This window comes from Antarctobacter sediminis, from assembly GCF_019218285.1.
Lineage (GTDB): Bacteria > Pseudomonadota > Alphaproteobacteria > Rhodobacterales > Rhodobacteraceae > Antarctobacter > Antarctobacter sediminis.
This window is the reverse complement of sequence record NZ_JAHUZG010000004.1, coordinates 26,260-43,006: the sequence shown is the minus strand read 5'-3', so window position 1 is coordinate 43,006 and position 16,747 is coordinate 26,260. Positions and strand designations below refer to the sequence as shown.

12 protein-coding genes are annotated in these 16,747 nt (G+C 61.3%); 8 read left to right on the top strand and 4 right to left on the bottom strand.

Annotated elements, in window-relative coordinates; translation table 11 throughout:
- Positions 1 to 19: 19 nt before the first annotated feature.
- The 4 genes from KJP30_RS19405 to gabT all read right to left on the bottom strand — a co-directional run bounded on the left by KJP30_RS19405 (position 20) and on the right by gabT (position 5,482).
- Positions 20 to 1,795, bottom strand: coding sequence for a PHA/PHB synthase family protein (locus tag KJP30_RS19405; protein WP_218451025.1), 1,776 nt, complete (start codon positions 1,793 to 1,795; stop codon positions 20 to 22).
- 182 nt (positions 1,796 to 1,977) lie between these two features.
- Positions 1,978 to 2,550, bottom strand: coding sequence for a carboxymuconolactone decarboxylase family protein (locus KJP30_RS19400; RefSeq protein WP_343222798.1), 573 nt, complete (start codon positions 2,548 to 2,550; stop codon positions 1,978 to 1,980).
- 81 nt (positions 2,551 to 2,631) lie between these two features.
- Positions 2,632 to 3,951: an aspartate aminotransferase family protein gene (locus KJP30_RS19395; RefSeq protein WP_218451024.1), complete on the bottom strand. Its 1,320-nt coding sequence runs from the start codon at positions 3,949 to 3,951 to the stop codon at positions 2,632 to 2,634.
- A 124-nt stretch (positions 3,952 to 4,075) separates the two neighbouring features.
- On the bottom strand, positions 4,076 to 5,482 hold the full coding sequence (gene gabT / locus KJP30_RS19390; RefSeq protein WP_218451023.1) for a 4-aminobutyrate--2-oxoglutarate transaminase: 1,407 nt from the start codon (positions 5,480 to 5,482) through the stop codon (positions 4,076 to 4,078).
- 174 nt (positions 5,483 to 5,656) lie between these two features.
- On the opposite strand from gabT, the gene KJP30_RS19385 reads away from it, so the two are divergent.
- From KJP30_RS19385 to KJP30_RS19350, 8 genes are all read left to right on the top strand, one after another.
- Positions 5,657 to 6,226: a cupin domain-containing protein gene (locus KJP30_RS19385; RefSeq protein WP_218451022.1), complete on the top strand. Its 570-nt coding sequence runs from the start codon at positions 5,657 to 5,659 to the stop codon at positions 6,224 to 6,226.
- 169 nt (positions 6,227 to 6,395) lie between these two features.
- On the top strand, positions 6,396 to 7,358 hold the full coding sequence (locus tag KJP30_RS19380) for a TAXI family TRAP transporter solute-binding subunit (protein ID WP_218451021.1): 963 nt from the start codon (positions 6,396 to 6,398) through the stop codon (positions 7,356 to 7,358).
- A gap of 110 nt (positions 7,359 to 7,468) precedes the next feature.
- Positions 7,469 to 10,264 carry a TRAP transporter permease gene (locus tag KJP30_RS19375; protein WP_218451020.1) on the top strand — a complete coding sequence of 932 codons (2,796 nt, stop codon included), beginning with the start codon at positions 7,469 to 7,471 and terminating at the stop codon, positions 10,262 to 10,264.
- An 11-nt stretch (positions 10,265 to 10,275) separates the two neighbouring features.
- Entirely contained in the window at positions 10,276 to 10,701 is a 426-nt protein-coding gene (locus KJP30_RS19370) for a universal stress protein (RefSeq protein WP_218451019.1), read from the top strand.
- A gap of 93 nt (positions 10,702 to 10,794) precedes the next feature.
- Positions 10,795 to 11,763 carry a carbon-nitrogen hydrolase family protein gene (locus tag KJP30_RS19365; protein ID WP_218451018.1) on the top strand — a complete coding sequence of 323 codons (969 nt, stop codon included), beginning with the start codon at positions 10,795 to 10,797 and terminating at the stop codon, positions 11,761 to 11,763.
- Positions 11,764 to 11,811: 48 nt separating this feature from the next.
- Entirely contained in the window at positions 11,812 to 14,571 is a 2,760-nt protein-coding gene (locus KJP30_RS19360) for an aminotransferase class I/II-fold pyridoxal phosphate-dependent enzyme (protein ID WP_218451017.1), read from the top strand.
- A 3-nt stretch (positions 14,572 to 14,574) separates the two neighbouring features.
- Positions 14,575 to 16,026 carry a biotin carboxylase gene (locus tag KJP30_RS19355; protein WP_218451016.1) on the top strand — a complete coding sequence of 484 codons (1,452 nt, stop codon included), beginning with the start codon at positions 14,575 to 14,577 and terminating at the stop codon, positions 16,024 to 16,026.
- A 67-nt stretch (positions 16,027 to 16,093) separates the two neighbouring features.
- Entirely contained in the window at positions 16,094 to 16,681 is a 588-nt protein-coding gene (locus KJP30_RS19350; RefSeq protein WP_218451015.1) for a hypothetical protein, read from the top strand.
- Positions 16,682 to 16,747 lie beyond the last annotated feature (66 nt).

Sequence of the window (16,747 nt, the reverse complement as noted above, 5' to 3'; positions counted from 1 at the left end):
CCCCTTGCGGGCCGTTGTATCAGCGCGCCTTGACCTTGACGTAGGTGCCCGGGGCCGCGCCCAGATCCTTGCCGCCGTCCTTGCCGGGAACGCGACCCGGAACCATGCCACCGGACCGTTCCGCCAGCCAATCCTTCCAACGCGGCCACCACGATCCTTCGTGGAAATCTGCCGCCTCCAGCCAGGTGTCGGCGTCGGCTTGCAGGTTGGTATTGGTATAGTGTCCGTATTTCTTCTTGCTGGGCGGATTCACGATGCCGGCGATATGCCCGGATTCCGAAACGATGAAGGTCTTGTTTTCGCTGCTCATCTTGCGGACACCGCGATAGCAATCCTTCCACGCGGCAATATGGTCGGTCTGAGCGGTCACCGCCATCAGCGGTATCTCCACGTCCTCGACGTTTAGCGTTTCGCCCATCAACTCAAAGCGGCCTTCGGCGAATTCATTGCGCTGACAAAGGCCGCGCAGGTACTGCATCGTCATCTTGCCGGGCAGGTTCGTGCTGTCGCCGTTCCAGAACAGCAGATCAAAGGCGGGCGGCGTCTGGCCCATCATGTAGGACCGGATCGCCGGCCCATAGACAAGATCGTTCGACCGCAAAAAGGACATGGTCCGCGACATGACCCGTGCGGGCAGCAAACCGTGGCGCTTTACCTCGATTTCGATTCCGTCGATGAAATCGTCCTGAAGGAAGGGGGTAAATTCGCCTTGCTCGGAGAAATCGGTCAGCGCGGTGAAGAAAGTCGCCGAATTGACCGAAGCATCGCCCTTTTTCTTGAGGTAGGACAGCGTCATGGCCAGCGTCGTTCCGGCGATGCAATAGCCGACGACGTTGATCTTGTCCTGTTTGCTGATCTTCTTGACGGTCTCGATGGCTGAGAGATAACCGTCCTTGATGTAATCCTCCAACCCGACATCCGCGTATTCGGCATCGGGGTTGACCCAGCTGGCGACGAAAACGGTAAAGCCCTGATCGGTCAGCCAGCGGATCATGCTGTTTTGCGGCTTCATGTCGAGGATGTAGAACTTGTTGATCCATGGCGGGAAGATCAACAGCGGGATCTCGTGCACCTCGTCGGTCGCGGGTGCGTATTGGATCAACTCCATCATCTTGGTGCGCAGCACCACCTTGCCGGGAGAGGTTGCAAGATTGCCGCCAACCTCGAACGCGCCGTCATCGACCAGCTTGACCAGAAGATCACCGTCATTCGCCTCCAGATCCGAGACGAGGTTTTCCAGCCCTTGCAGCAGGCTTGCGCCCTCGGTTTCCAAGGCGCGGCGCAGTGCCTCGGGGTTGGACCCAAGGAAGTTGTTGGGTGCCATCAGGTTGACGATCTGGTCCGAGAAATAGCGCAGGCGGCGCTTTTCCTTGTCGGGCAGGGTGTCCAGATGCTCGACCGCGTCGCGAATGGCACCGGAGGTCACCTGATACTGGCGCATCAGGTAATTGAACCAAGGGTTTGCGGCCCAGTCTTCACCGGCGAACCGCTTGTCAGACGAACTGTCTGTCTCGCCGTCCTGTTTCGTATGCAGGGCGTCGGCATAGGCCTTCATCGACTCCTGCCAGAACTCGGCCTGCTTTTCCATTGCGCGCGTGGGATTGGACAGGACATTGGACCACCACGCCGCTGCGGTCTTGAGGTAGAGGTCCGGGCCGGGGGCGTCGATCGCGGGATTGGGCGTCTTGCGCCGCGACACCGCCGTGATCAGCCTGGCCGTCAGGGCCTGCAATTTCTCCGCGGTTTCGCGCTGGCGCTGTGCCAGCTCGGTGATGCTGGGTGCATTTTCGCTCATGATCCCCTCCCGTCCAGATCAATGGGACGCGGCCCGGCGCAGCGAGCCTGCCTGCCGACCATGCCTGATGCCGCGTGCCGTATCCACCCCGTTCCGGCCCTGCCGATCCAACCGGGTTGCGCAACTTGTCGCGGAGGCGGAAAATTGTCCCCGATCAGACGCATGAGGCGGGAGGGCAGAGGTCAACCGCCTTCGGGGTCAAGCGGGGCCTGCCGCAGCGCCTCGGCGATGTCTTCATCAAGGGGCACGGCAAAGCTGTTCAGCGTGTAGCCCAGAACCGAATAGAAGCCGACTGTCGCGATCAGGTCCATCAGCGCATGTTTGCCCAGTTGCGCGGAAATCGCCTGAACGCTGCCCGGGGACAGGCTGTGTGTGTCCATCAGTTCGTCCACCGCGCGGGCGATCATGGCGTCATCCGTTGACATGGCATCCAGCGGACCGGCGATAGAGGCGATGCGGGCATCGGTCAGTCCACGTTTGCGGGCGCGGTCGATATGCTGGTTCCATTCATAGCTGGAGCCAAGGCGGTGGCCCGTCCGCAGGATCACCACCTCGGAGTTCTGCGGGCCGAGAGCGGTTTGGTTGACGATATGATCGCGCAGCGGCGCCCATGCCCGCAGCAGCGCGGGATGATGGGCCATCACCCGGTAGACGTTCAGCCCGCCTGCGAAGCCGTCGCGCATTCCCGCGATCTCTTGGGGCCAGTGGCTGTCGGGGATGGGGGCGAAATCGGAAAAAGAAGTCATGTCACTCATCGCATGGGAATGGCGGAACGCCCGCGAACTCTTGACGAGGCGCAGGGCATTCCGCGGATTTTGGGCCAACGGGCTGGTTGGTCAGATCACGGACGCGATGGAACGCGCCAGTTTGTCGACCAGTTCGTCCAGTTGCGCGTCCTCTATGATGAAAGGCGGGGCCAGCAGGATGTGATCGCCATGTTTGCCATCGACCGTGCCCGACATCGGATAACAGATCAGCCCTTCTGCAAAGGCGGCTTTCTTGATCTTGGCAGCCACGCCACGGGCCGGATCAAAGACGGCCTTGGTGTCACGATCCGCGACCAGCTCGATCCCGCGGAACAGTCCGCGCCCGCGCAGGTCACCGACATTGGGATGCTGGCCGAACTTGTCCTCCAGCCGCGCGGCAAGCTTGTCGCCTTGTTCGCGCACGCGGGCCACAAGGCCACGCTCAAGAATGCTGCCCACCACGGCCAGACCGCAGGCGGCGGCGGTCGGGTGGCCGATATAGGTGTGCCCGTGCTGGAAAAAGCCCGAGCCCTGTTCGATCGCCTGATAGATCTCGGCCGAGCAAAGCATCGCCCCGATGGGTTGATACCCCGCGCCCAGACCCTTGGCGATACAGGCGATGTCCGGTGCGACGTCATCCTGTTCGCAGGCAAACAGCGACCCGGTGCGCCCCATGCCACACATGACCTCGTCAAGGATCAGCAGCACGCCGTATGTGTCGCAGATCTCGCGGATGCGTTTGAAATAGCCGGGCGCGGGGGCCAGCGCCCCGGCGGTCGCGCCGACAACCGGTTCGGCCATAAAGGCCATGACGTTCTCGGCCCCAAGGCGAAGGATTTCGTCCTCCAGTGCCTGTGCGGCGCGCAATCCGTAGTCCTCAAGGCTCTCGCCCTCGTGCCGCAGACGGTATTCATAGCAGGGGTCGATATGGCTTACGTCCAGCAACAAAGGCCCGAATTGCGCCCGGCGCCATTCGTTGCCGCCAGCGCTAAGCGCGCCGATGGTATTGCCGTGATAGCTTTGCTTGCGGGCAATCAGCTTGGTGCGTTGCGGTTCGCCCTTTTCGACCCAGTATTGCCGCGCCAGCTTGATGGCGGCTTCCGTCGCCTCGGACCCGCCTGAAACAAGATAGACGCGATCCAGCGTACCCGGCGCGTTTGCGATCAACAGATCGGCCAGCGCCTCGGCAGGGTCCGACGTGAAGAACCCGGTATGCGCAAAAGCCACGCGATCCAACTGCGCCTTGATCGCGTCCACCACGGTGCTGTCATTGTGCCCAAGGCAGGACACCGCCGCCCCGCCCGAGGCATCAAGGTATTTCTTGCCGGTGGCATCGAACAGGTAGCATCCCTCGCCGCCCACGGCGACGGGCAGTTGCTGACGGGTGTGGCGGGGGAAAATATGGGACATGACGCGCCTCCAGGATCGCGGAACATTCAGTTTGCCGCAGGTGAGTCTATCAGCCTTGCAGCGTTCCGCAAAAAGTGGCGCAAGTTGCCCTGCGCCGCCTGTCATTTTTCGCCAGTTTCCGAGATTATTCCGCCGCGTGGCGATGTTCGTCGGCGATGGCGGCGGCCAGCGCGGCCTCGAAGATCGCCAGACCTTCTTCGATGATCGCGTCCGAGGCGGTCAGCGGCACCATGATCCGGACCGCGTTGCCATGCATGCCGCAGGCCAGCAGGATCAACCCGCGTTCCAAGGCATGGGCGATCAGCGATTTTGTCAGCGCGGCGTCCGGTGTGGCAGTTTCGAAGTCGGTGACGAATTCGACGGCCAGCATGGCGCCAAGCCCGCGAATGTCCCACATCCGATAGGGGGCCACGCGGGCGCCCATGTCGGCAAAGCGCGCGCGCATCTGCTCTCCCAGCGCGGTCGATCGTGCCAGAAGCCCCTCGGATTCGATCGCTTCGATAGCGGCAAGGGCGGCGGCGCAGGCCACCGGGTTGCCGCCATAGGTGCCCCCCAGGCCGCCGGGGGCCAGCGCGTCCATGACCTCGGCGCGGCCGATAACGCCAGCAACCGGGTAGCCGCCCGCCATGGACTTGGCACAGGTGATCAAGTCAGGGGCGACACCGGAATGCTCAATGGCGAACCATGTGCCAGTGCGGGCAAACCCGGCCTGAATTTCGTCCGAGATCAGCAGGATGCCATGTTTGTCGCAGATCGCGCGCAGGGCCTGCCACATCTCGGTCGGGACCGGGTGATAGCCACCTTCGCCCAGCACAGGTTCAAGGATGATGGCGGCGACGCGCTCGGGCTGGGCGTCGGTGAGAAAGAGCATTTCCAGCGCTTTCAGCGAATCCTCGACGGTGACGCCCTGACGGGCATCGGGGAAGGGCGCGCGGAAGATATCCGACGGGAAGGGGCCGACATCCTTCTTGTAGGGGGTGACCTTGCCGGTCATCCCAAGGGTCAAAAGCGTCCGGCCATGATAGGCGCTGTTAAAGGCGATCACGCCGGGACGGCCGGTGTGGGCGCGCGCAATCTTGATCGCGTTTTCAACGGCTTCGGCACCGGTGGTGACCAGCAGGCTTTTCTTGGCGAAATCGCCCGGCGCCAGCGCGTTCAGCTTTTCCGCCAGGGCCACGTAGGGCTCGTAGGGGATGACCTGAAAAGAGGTGTGCGTATAGCGGTCTTCCTGTGCCTTGGCGGCGGCGATCACACCGGGATGCCGGTGACCGGTGTTCAGAACCGCGATACCGCCGGCAAAGTCGATGTAACGTTTGCCTTCGACGTCCCACAGTTCAGCATTGTCGGCCTGCGCGGCAAAGACCGGCGCAGCCGAACCGACGCCACGGGCTACGGCGGCCTCGCGACGCGCCCAGAGCGCGGCGTTCGAACCGGTTGCCACCGGCGCAGGGGCCTTGCCGCGGGCGGGTTTCGCGGTGCGCGCGGCGGTCGGGGTCTTGCGAGTCTTGCGGGGGGTGGTCGTGGTCGTCATGGCCGGTCTCCTCTCGGCAAACGATGATAAATATATTTATCTCACGACTATTTTATTTGTCAATGAAGGCCGTAGTCGCCCAAAATGTCAGCAAAATCAGAAAGATGTTTTTCGCTTGACGGTTGAACGCCGAGGCTGTCAACTTTTCTTATCAAGCGTAAAGGCGAATCGTGGATGGATGTCGGTGGCCGGCTGAGGGCGATCAGGGAATCGAAAGGGCTGTCGCAGCGCGATCTCGGGGCTCGTGCGGGGCTGACCAGCGCGGCCATTTCCCTGATTGAACAGAACAAGTCGAGCCCCTCTGTCGCCTCGCTGAAAAGCCTTCTGGACGCCATTCCCATGACCATGTCCGAATTTTTCTCGGCGGTCGAAGAAGAGGGCGAACCCAAGTATTTCTATACCGGGGACGAGTTCATCGAACTGTCGCCGCAGGATCTTGGCCTTGGGGAAGGGGCCGCGCAGTTGTCTTTGCGGCAGGTCGGGGACGCGTCGAAACATTCGCTCCAGATGTTGTTTGAAACCTACCCGCCGGGGGCGGATACCGGGCCTGACCTGCTGAAACACGACGGCGAGGAAGCAGGCGTCGTGATCGAGGGAATCGTCGAAGTCACCGTCGGAAACAGCATCCGGGTGCTCAATCCGGGGGACGGGTACCTGTTCGACAGTCGCCTGCCGCACCGATTCAGGAACGTCGGCGAAAAGCGATGTGTAGTGGTTAGCGCCTGTACACCGCCAAGCTTTTGAGCAGGCTGCAAGATATGGTCCGTACTGCGGGCTAGAATCATCGGCCTTCTGGCAGAGTTGCCCGTAGGTCAATTCGAGCGAAACTTGAAACCGGCAGGCAATTTGTTAGCCTGACTAAAGGCAGCGCTTTGCCTGTAGTGAAAATAAAAGCGCAAGAAAGGGAGTTTAAATGTCTAAGTTCACCAAAGCGGTAATCGCTGCAACGCTCGCGGTGTCGGCCACCGTTGCCACCGCCCAGGAACGCTTCATCACGATCGGGACCGGCGGTCAGACGGGTGTCTACTTTGTCGTGGGGCAGTCGATCTGCCGTCTCGTCAACCGTGGCACTGCGGATCATAACCTGAAATGCACCGCGCCTTCGACCGGTGGCTCGATTGCGAACATCAACGCGATCAAGGCAGGCGACATGGACATGGGCGTTGCCCAGTCCGACTGGCAGTTCCACGCCTACAACGGATCGTCCCAGTTCGAAGGTGAAAAGTTCGACAAACTGCGCGCCGTCTTCTCGGTGCATGGCGAACCCTTCACCGTCGTGGCCCGTGCCGATTCCGGCATCAGCAACTTCGAAGACCTCTTCGGCAAGCGCGTGAACGTCGGCAACCCCGGTTCCGGCCAGCGTGCGACCATGGACGTTGTGCTGGCTGCCATGGGCAAGTCGGCGGATGACTTCGCGCTCGCATCCGAGCTGAAGCCGGCCGAACAGTCCGCCGCACTGGGCGACAACAAGGTTGATGCGATCATCTACACCGTTGGTCACCCCAACGGTTCGATCCAGGAAGCGACCTCGACCATCGATGCCAAGCTGGTCAACGTCACCGGTGAAGCCATCGACAAGTTGATCGCCGACAACCCCTACTACGCCAAGGCAACCATCCCCGGCGGCCTGTACAAGGGCAACGACGATCCGACCACGACCTTTGGCGTGAAAGCCACCTTTGTCACCTCGGCCGATGTGCCGGATGACGTGGTCTACACCGTGGTCAAGGCAGTCTTTGACAACTTCGACCGGTTCAAGGGTCTGCACCCGGCCTTCGCTTCGCTGACCGAGGAAGAAATGATCTCGGGCGGTCTCAGCGCCCCGCTGCACCCGGGTGCCGAGAAGTACTACCGCGAGCGCGGCTGGATCGAGTGATCCCTGCTTCGTAAAAACCATCCCATGGCCCCGCACTTCGCGGCGGGGCCATGGCCAGTACGCCCGAAAAACAAAAAGTTGCGGGCCTTGGAACGAACAGGGGGATCAAGATGAGCGACGACAAGCAATTCGAGGCGGCCGCCGTCGAAAACGCCGCGTCCGGCAAGGGCGGGCTGAGCCAGGCAGAACTCGACGAACTCGTCGCGTCTTCTGATACCGGGGGCAGGGCGCCTTCGGCCGGTATCGCCAAGTTCATCATGATCGTGGCTATCCTCTGGTCCCTGTTCCAGCTCTGGATCGCCTCGCCGATCCCCTTCATCATGAACGGCAGCCAGATCGATTTCATCAGCGATCTTGGCAGCGCCATGATCCTCAACGATACGGAAACGCGGTCGATCCATCTGGCGTTGGCGTTGTTCCTTGCCTTTCTGGCTTATCCGGCAGCGCGGTCGCCGTTCCAGCTGGCGCTGGGCGTGGGCGTTCCGCTGCTTTTGACTTTCCTCTTCATGTACGGCGCCAAAGAAGGCACCGCGACTTGGTGGATCCCGGTTGTGGGGCTTGCCGTTGTGGCCGCGATCGTCCTTGGATCGCCCAAGGATCGGATCCCGCCATGGGAATGGGCGCTGGCCATCGCAGGGGCGGTGACGGCGCTGTATCTGTTTGTCTTCTATCGTGACATCGCGACCCGCGTCGGTGCGCCGATCTCGCAGGATTTCGTCTTTGCCGTCATCGGCCTGATGGTCCTGCTGGAGGCCACGCGCCGCGCGCTGGGTCCGGCGCTAATGATCGTGTCGACGGTCTTTTTGGCCTATACATTCCTTGGCCCGCTGATGCCTTCGATCATTGCCCACAAGGGCAATTCGCTGTCCGAGGTCGTCAACCACCAGTGGATCACCACCGAGGGTGTGTTTGGCATCGCGCTTGGGGTGTCGACCTCTTTCGTCTTTCTCTTTGTTCTGTTCGGGTCGCTCTTGGATAAGGCGGGCGCGGGCAACTATTTTATTCAGGTGGCTTTCTCGCTGATGGGCCATATGCGGGGCGGTCCGGCCAAGGCGGCGGTGGTTTCCTCGGCCATGACGGGCCTGATCTCGGGGTCGTCCATCGCCAACGTCGTCACCACCGGTACGTTCACCATCCCGTTGATGAAGCGGGTCGGCTTTTCTTCGGAAAAGGCTGGCGCGGTCGAGGTGGCTTCGTCGGTAAATGGCCAGATCATGCCGCCCGTTATGGGGGCCGCGGCCTTCCTGATGGTTGAATACGTGGGCATCGCCTATTTTGACGTGGTCAAACACGCCTTTGTGCCTGCGGTGATTTCCTACATCGCGCTGGTCTACATCGTACATCTCGAGGCGATGAAGGCGAACATGCAGGGCCTGCCGCGCGCCGTCGCGCCCAAGCCGCTGGTTGCCTGGCTGATGTCGCTGGCCTTCACCATCGCGGTGATCTGCGCGCTTAGCTTTGCGGTCTATTATGGCATGGGCTGGATCCGCCCCGCCTTTGGTGATGCGGCCGGGTATGTGGTCTTTGTCCTGCTCGCCGCGATCTATGTCGGTCTGCTGTGGGTGTCCTGCCGCGAGGATCGGCTCAAGATGGAAGACCCGAACGCGCCGGTGTCCAAGCTGCCGCTGCCGGGGCCGACGATCCGGTCGGGCCTGCATTTCCTTCTGCCGGTTGTGGTTCTGGTCTGGGCGCTGATGATCGACCGTCTGAGCCCTGGCCTTTCGGCCTTTTGGGCGGCGGCCTTCATGATCTTTATCCTCGTGACCCAGCGCCCGCTTGAGGCGATCTTCCGGGGCGAGGGGAACATCGGCGGCGCGGTTGGCAACGGCTTCCGCGAACTGGTCGAAGGGCTGGAAGCCGGGGCGCGGAACATGATTGGCATCGGGATCGCCACGGCGACCGCCGGTATCATCGTGGGCGCGGTCAGCCAGACCGGTGTCGGTTCGGCGCTGGCCGATGTGGTCGAGGTGCTTTCGGGTGGCAATATCATGGCCATTCTCGTGCTTACGGCGATCCTGTCGCTGATCCTTGGCATGGGGCTGCCGACCACGGCCAACTACATCGTGGTCTCGGCCTTGCTGGCGCCGGTGATCGTGACGCTGGGACAGCAGAACGGTCTGATCGTTCCCCTGATCGCCGTGCACCTCTTTGTGTTCTACTTCGGCATCATGGCGGATGTGACCCCGCCGGTGGGGCTTGCCTCCTTCGCGGCGGCCGCCGTGTCCGGCGGTGACCCGATCCGCACCGGTGTCGTGGCCTTCTTCTACAGCCTGCGGACCGCCGCGCTGCCTTTCCTGTTCATCTTCAACACCGATCTGTTGCTGATCAACGTGGATTGGATACACGGCATATTCGTCTTCGTAACAGCGACATTGGCGATGCTGCTCTTCGCGGCGGCGACGCAGGGCTGGTTCCTGGCACGCAATATGATCCACGAAACCGTGCTGTTGCTGCTGATCGCCTTCACCTTCTTCCGTCCCGGTTTCTGGATGGACATGATCGTGCCGCCGTTCAACAACGTGGCCCCGGCACAGATCGAACAGGCCTTTGGCGATGCCGATCCGGGGGCCGAGGTCAGGCTTACGGTCAGCGGGTTGAATGCCGTCGGCGATCCGGTCACGTTTACCGCGCCGCTCAAGGTGCCCGAAGGCGACAGCGGGGCCGACAGGCTGCTGTCGACAGGGATCGAGTACATCGACAACGGCGGCAAGATCATGATCGACAACGTGGCCTTTGGCAGTGCCGCCGCCGAGGCGGGGCTGGACTGGGATCAGGAGGTTGTCGAGATCCTGTCGCCCGCGCCGCAACCGTCGAAATACCTGATGTTCATCCCGGCCATCCTGTTGCTGGCGCTGGTGGTGTTCATGCAGCGGCGCCGGGTCCAACCGGCTCCGGCCACGGCTTGAAGGAGGGCAAGATGTTCAAGAATGTCCTGTTGCCAATCGACCTGAACCACCCGGCATCCTGGGAAAAGGCGTTGCCCATGGCGCTGCGCCTGTGCGGTGAAAGCGGGCGCTTGCACGTGCTGGGTATCGTGCATGACCTTGGTGCGGCCTCGATAGCCTCTTACCTGCCGGCAGGTTTCGAGGAAAAGGCGCTTCAGAAGATGGAAACCGATATCGAGGCGTTCATCGCCCAGAACGTGCCCGACGGCACCAATACCGCGCCCCATGTGGGGCACGGTCATGTGCCCGAAACAATCGTCAAGGCCGGGCGCGATGTGAATGCGGATGTGATCGTGATGGCCTCGCATCCGCCCGACGAACTGATGACGTTTCTCGTGGGGTCCAACGCGGACCGTGTCGTGCGCCATGCCGACCGGCCGGTGATGGTGGTGCGCTGATCCAGCAGCGCATCCCGCCACGCGGGACAACATGTCAAAACCCGCGCAGGGATTGGCCGGGCAGTCCGATCCTGCGCATTCGGAGAACAAAGAATGACGCCTTTCGCGATTGCCGGCGTGCAGATGCACGTCGCCGCCCTGCATTCCAACGTCGAGGCCATGCGCCACAGGATCGACGTGCTTATGGCACGGTTTCCATGGACGCAGATGGTGCTGTTTTCGGAACTGGCCCCCTATGGCCCGCTGGACCGCTATGCCCAGCCTTTCCCGAATGACGCGCTGTACCAGTTTCAGGAAGATGCCAAACGCTATGGTATCTGGCTGATCCCGGGATCGATGTTTGAAAAGACCGAAGATGGAAAGATCCGCAACACCTCGGTGGTCATCAACCCTGAGGGCGAGATTGTCGCCAAGTACTCCAAGATGTTCCCGTTCCGACCGTATGAAACAGGCATCACGGCGGGGACCGAGTTCTGCGTCTTTGACGTTCCCGAAGTGGGCCGCTTCGGCCTGTCGATCTGTTATGACATCTGGTTCCCGGAAACCACGCGACAGTTGACCAGCCAAGGGGTCGAGGTACTGTTGCATCCGGTTCTGACCGGCACCACGGACCGGGACGCGGAACTGGCCATCGCGCGGGCCACGGCGGCGCAGTTCCAGTGTTACGTCTTTGACGTCAACGGTCTGGCCGCCGGTGGGGTGGGGCGGTCTTGCGTGGTGGATCCGTCTGCCACGGTGCTGCATCAATCCGCGGGCCAAGAGGACATGTTCCCCATCGAGGTCGACATGGATCTGGTCCGCCGTCAGCGTGAAACCGGCATCAAGGGACTGGGGCAGGTGCTCAAGAGCTTCCGCGACCGCGATGCGGATTTCAGCATCTATGACCGGCAAAGCGGGGCCGATGCCTATCTGCAAACGCTTGGCCCGCTAGAGATGCCCGCCAAGGGTTCGACGCGCGGCAGGGCCGAAGTCGATCCGCGCACGGCGCTCGGCTATGTCGAACGCCCCGAAATGGCGCCGCATAATTTCTCGGTTTTCCACGGCAAGACGGGAGCCGACTGAATAACTAGGGGGCCGGGCACGTTCCCGGTTCCGAAGGGAGGCGATACAATGGACGTGCAATCTTCGGGAGGGAACCTTCCGTCGATCCGGGACTATTACAGTGCAACCCAGTTGCGCGCGGATCGATGGAGCGCATTGCGCGAGGCAGCCGAAGGTCTGCACCGCCACGGCGGAGCAGGCGCGCAGGGCAAGAAACTGCGCGCTACGGCCGAAATGCTGTTCGAGGCGCTGGAGCCGATCGAACGCTACTGGGCCTTTCCCGGCGCGCATAACTTCGAACATCTGCGCCGTCTGCTGCACAACGACAATATCGAGGATCTGTCCGTTTCGGTGCGCCGCGTCGCGCGGGCGCTGGCCTCGGGTGCATACCGGCGGCGCACCATCCCGCTGGGCGCGGATGAGATCGACAACGAGGACTACGAAGACGAAGCCTCGCTGGCGCCCGAGGCGCGCGCGCTGGGGCGGCCTTATTTCGAGGTGCTGATCGTCGACGATACCGCCGAACAGCACGAACGCTTCCTGCGCCACAGCCTGCAGCGCATGCGCCGGACCGAAGACCCCTTCATATATGAAGCGGTCGTGGTGCCCTCGGTCGAGGATGCGTTGATCGGCATCCTGTTCAACTACAACGTTCAGGCGGTGGTGGTCCGCCCGGGGCTGACCCTGAAATCGCGCAATGAACTGCCGATCCTGAACCAGTACCTGACGCGCGTTGCCGATAACGAAGAGGTCGATGCGCTGGAGCCGCATGAATACGGCCCCGAAGCCTGTCGGCTGATCGAAAAGATCCGCCCCGAGCTGGACGCCTACCTTGTCACGGACCGTTCGGCAGAGGACATCGCAGGGCTGGATCTGGGCCGGTGCCGCCGGGTTTTCTACAATCAGGAGGACTTTCTCGAACTGCACCTGAATATCCTGCGCGGCGTCGCCCGGCGCTACAAGACGCCCTTCTTTACCGCGCTCAAGGAGTATTCTCGCCAGCCGACCGGCGTTTTTCACGCCATGCCGATCAGCCGGGGCAAATCGATCAGCCGGTCCCATTGGATTCAGGACATGGGTGCCTTTTACGGCCCCAACATCTTTCTGGCTGAAACATCTGCCACATCGGGCGGGCTGGACAGTCTGCTGGAACCGCGCGGCCCGATCAAGGAAGCGCAGGACATGGCGGCGCGGGCTTTTGGCTCGAAGCACACGTTCTTTGCCACCAATGGCACCTCGACCTGCAACAAGATCGTCGTGCAATCGCTGGTGCGGCCCGGGGACATCGTGCTGGTCGACCGAGATTGTCACAAATCCCACCACTACGGCATGGTGCTGGCCGGGGCGAATGTCGTCTACATGGACAGCTATCCGCTGCATGAATACTCGATGTACGGCGCGGTGCCGCTGCGCGAGATCAAACATACGCTGCTGAAACTGAAAGAGGCGGGCAAGCTGGACCGTGTGCGCATGGTCCTGCTGACGAATTGTACCTTCGACGGGTTGGTCTACAACGTCCAGCGCGTGATGGAGGAATGCCTTGCGATCAAGAAAGACCTGATCTTTCTATGGGATGAGGCATGGTTCGCCTTTGCGCGCTTCAATCCGACATACCGTCAGCGCACGGCGATGGGGGTTGCCAATACTCTGCGTGAAAGCCTGCGCACCCCCGAGGCCGCGGCGGCTTGGGAAAAGCAACAGGCGGAACTGGCGGATGCGGACGAAGAGAGCTGGCTGAACACCCGGTTGGTGCCGCCGCCCGATGCGCGGGTCAGGGCCTATTCCACGCAGTCCACGCACAAGACGCTGACCTCGTTGCGGCAGGGGTCGATGATCCACGTCAATGACCAGGATTTCAAAGGCGAGGTCGAGCAGAGCTTTCACGAAGCCTATATGACCCATACCTCGACCAGCCCGAACTACCAGATCATCGCCTCGCTGGACGTGGGGCGGCGACAGGTCGAACTGGAAGGGTTCGAATTTGTCCAACGGCAGGTGGAAAGCGCCATGTCGATCCGTCGGGCGATCCATTCACACCCGTTGCTGCAAAAGTATTTCCGGGTTCTGACCGCCAAGGACATGATCCCCGAAGATTACCGTGAAAGCGGGATCGAAAGCTATTTCGACCCCAACCATGGCTGGGTCGACAAATGGAACGTCTGGAACCAGGACGAATTTGTGCTGGACCCGACACGGATCACGCTTGCGGTGGGCGGCACCGGCTGGGACGGCGACACGTTCAAGACCAAGATCCTGATGGATAAATACGGGATCCAGATCAACAAGACCTCGCGCAATACGGTGCTGTTCATGACGAACATCGGCACCACGCGATCCTCTGTCGCTTATCTGATCGAGGTACTGGTCGAAATCGCGAATGAATTGGACGATCTGTTGGACGATGCATCGCGGATGGAAAAGCGCTCGTTCGAAAACCGCGTGTCCGCGCTGATCGAACATGTGCCGCCCCTGCCGGATTTCAGCCGCTTTCACGATGCCTTTCGCCACTGCGATGAAACACCCGAAGGGGACATCCGGTCTGCCTTTTTCCTGTCCTACGACGAGAACAACTGTGACTATCTTTCGCTCGACGAGACGATGGCGCAACTGAAAGAGGGCAAGGAACTGGTGTCTTCCAGTTTCATCATTCCCTACCCGCCGGGGTTCCCGATCCTTGTGCCGGGTCAGGTCATCAGCAAGGAAATCATGTCCTTCATGCAGGCGCTGGATGTCAGCGAAATCCACGGATACCGCCACGATCTTGGCCTGCGCGTGTTCACCAAGGAAGCGCTTGAGGCGCTCATGAAGAAATCCAAGGGAGAGGGTTGAACCATGCCGAAGAAGACACTGGCAAATATCTCGGAGATCCGCAGGTATTTTCACACCAACCAGGATCCGATCTATTTCGTTTCGGCGACCAACTTCAACCTTCTCGGGCTGGATGAGTGGGTCAAGAACTTCAAGTATATCTGCTATATGGACTGTTTCGACGGGCGGCATCCGAATGTACTGTGTCCGTCGGAATTGCCCCATGACGAATTCCAGTCGATCGAGGACATCAACAACTATCTCCTGCAACACAAGGAGGTGGTCGACTACGTCAAATCGCGTGGCGGGAAACCGAAATTCGTTTTCCTGATGTTCGACGAAAAGACCGAGAAGCTGGCCAAGGAACTGGGCGGAGAGGTCTGGTTCCCCAAGGCCAAGCTGCGCCAGTCGATGGACAACAAGATCGAAACCGTGCGGGTCGGCAACAAGGCGGGCGTGCCGTCGGTGCCCAACACCCTGTCCGAGGTCAAGGATTACGCCCACCTGCAAGACCTGTGCGAAAAGGCCGGCCTGGGCAACGATCTGGTGCTGCAATCGGCCTTTGGGGACAGTGGTCACACCACGTTTTTCATCAAGTCCGAGGCGGATTTCCGCAAACATGAACATGAGATCGTGGGCGAGGGCGAGATCAAGATCATGAAGCGGATCGACTGCCGCGGATCAGCGATCGAGGCCTGCGCGACCTCGCAAGGCACCATCGTCGGGCCGCTGATGACGGAACTGGTCGGCTTCAAGGAACTGACGCCCTATCGCGGCGGCTGGTGCGGGAACGAGATCTTTTCGACCGCCTTTTCGCCCAAGCAACGCCAGAAGGCCCGCGAACTTACCTTCCAGTTTGGCGAACAGCTCCGCAAGGAAGGCTATCGCGGTTACTTCGAACTGGATTTCCTGATCGACAAGAAAAACGACGACATCTGGCTGGGCGAGCTGAACCCGCGCATCACCGGGGCGTCGTCCATGACAAACCATGCGGCCTTTGCCCATGCCGATGCGCCGCTGTTCCTGTTCCACTTGCTGGAGTTCTCGAAAAAGGCCTTCAACCTGGATGTGGATGAACTGAACGCGCGTTGGGCCGATCCGGACATGATCGACTCGTGGAGCCAGATGGTCATCAAGCACACCGAAGATAACGTCGACATCATCACGCAGGCCCCGCAGTCGGGTATTTATAAAATGCTGCCCGACGGGCGGGTGGTCTTTGACCGTTTCGATTATCACCGCCGCGCGGTCGAAACCGAAGACGAGGCGTTTTTCTTGCGGATTTCGAACGTGGGCGATTATCGCTATGAAGGGGCCGACCTTGGCATCCTTGTCACGCGCGGACGTTCGATGACCAAGAGCTTCCAGCTGACCTCGAAAGCGAAACAATGGATCGCAGGGATCAAGGGGGCCTATTCCGCCCGGCCTCTGCCCTCGGCGCAGAGCTTTCAGGACCCGGCGTTCAAGATCATGTAAGGGTCGCGGCGGGCCGGGCGTTGGCTTGGCCCGCCGGTCCGCCCGCGTTCCGGGTTTCATCTGTGTCATGACCAATCTTCGCGTTCCGTTGCTGATCGGCTGTCTTGTTGGCGTGATCGCCACCAAGGCTTGGTCCTGTGCCTGTTGCACCGATCCCGGCGTCCGATTGACCAGCAGCGGTCCGATCTCGGCCTACGAGGCCGAGGAACTGGCCATGTTGCAACCGGCGGCGCGGGCTGGACTGTATATGTCGGCCTGCGGTGCCGATTGTGTGCAGGGCGTTCAGGACCCTGCGTTGGCCTATGGCGTGGTGTTCACTCTGGGCGAGGCATTCTGGACGCTGGACCTGAAGGCTGAAGGGGCAGAGGCGACCGGAACACTCCGTCTGACCTTGCCGTCCTCTATGGACCGGCGGGCGGTCGATCCTCGCCCGGACCCGGACGGCGTGATGCCGGTCTTGCTGCATGAATGGCGGCTGGTGTTGCCTGTTGCCGCCACTGGGGCCTTTGCCGCCGCCGATGGCGCGACGGGCGAACTGATCCTGTCAGGCGAAGGAAATCACTGCGTCATGGCGGACAGTTTCACGCACTGGAGCCTGTCCGTCACGGCGCCAGAGGTTTCGTTCCGCCTGTTCGGGCGGTTGACACCACCATGACCGGGCCTGTGCGCAAGGGCGGTTTGATCCGGGGTTTGGTGGTGATCGGCGCGGCGCGCAACGGTC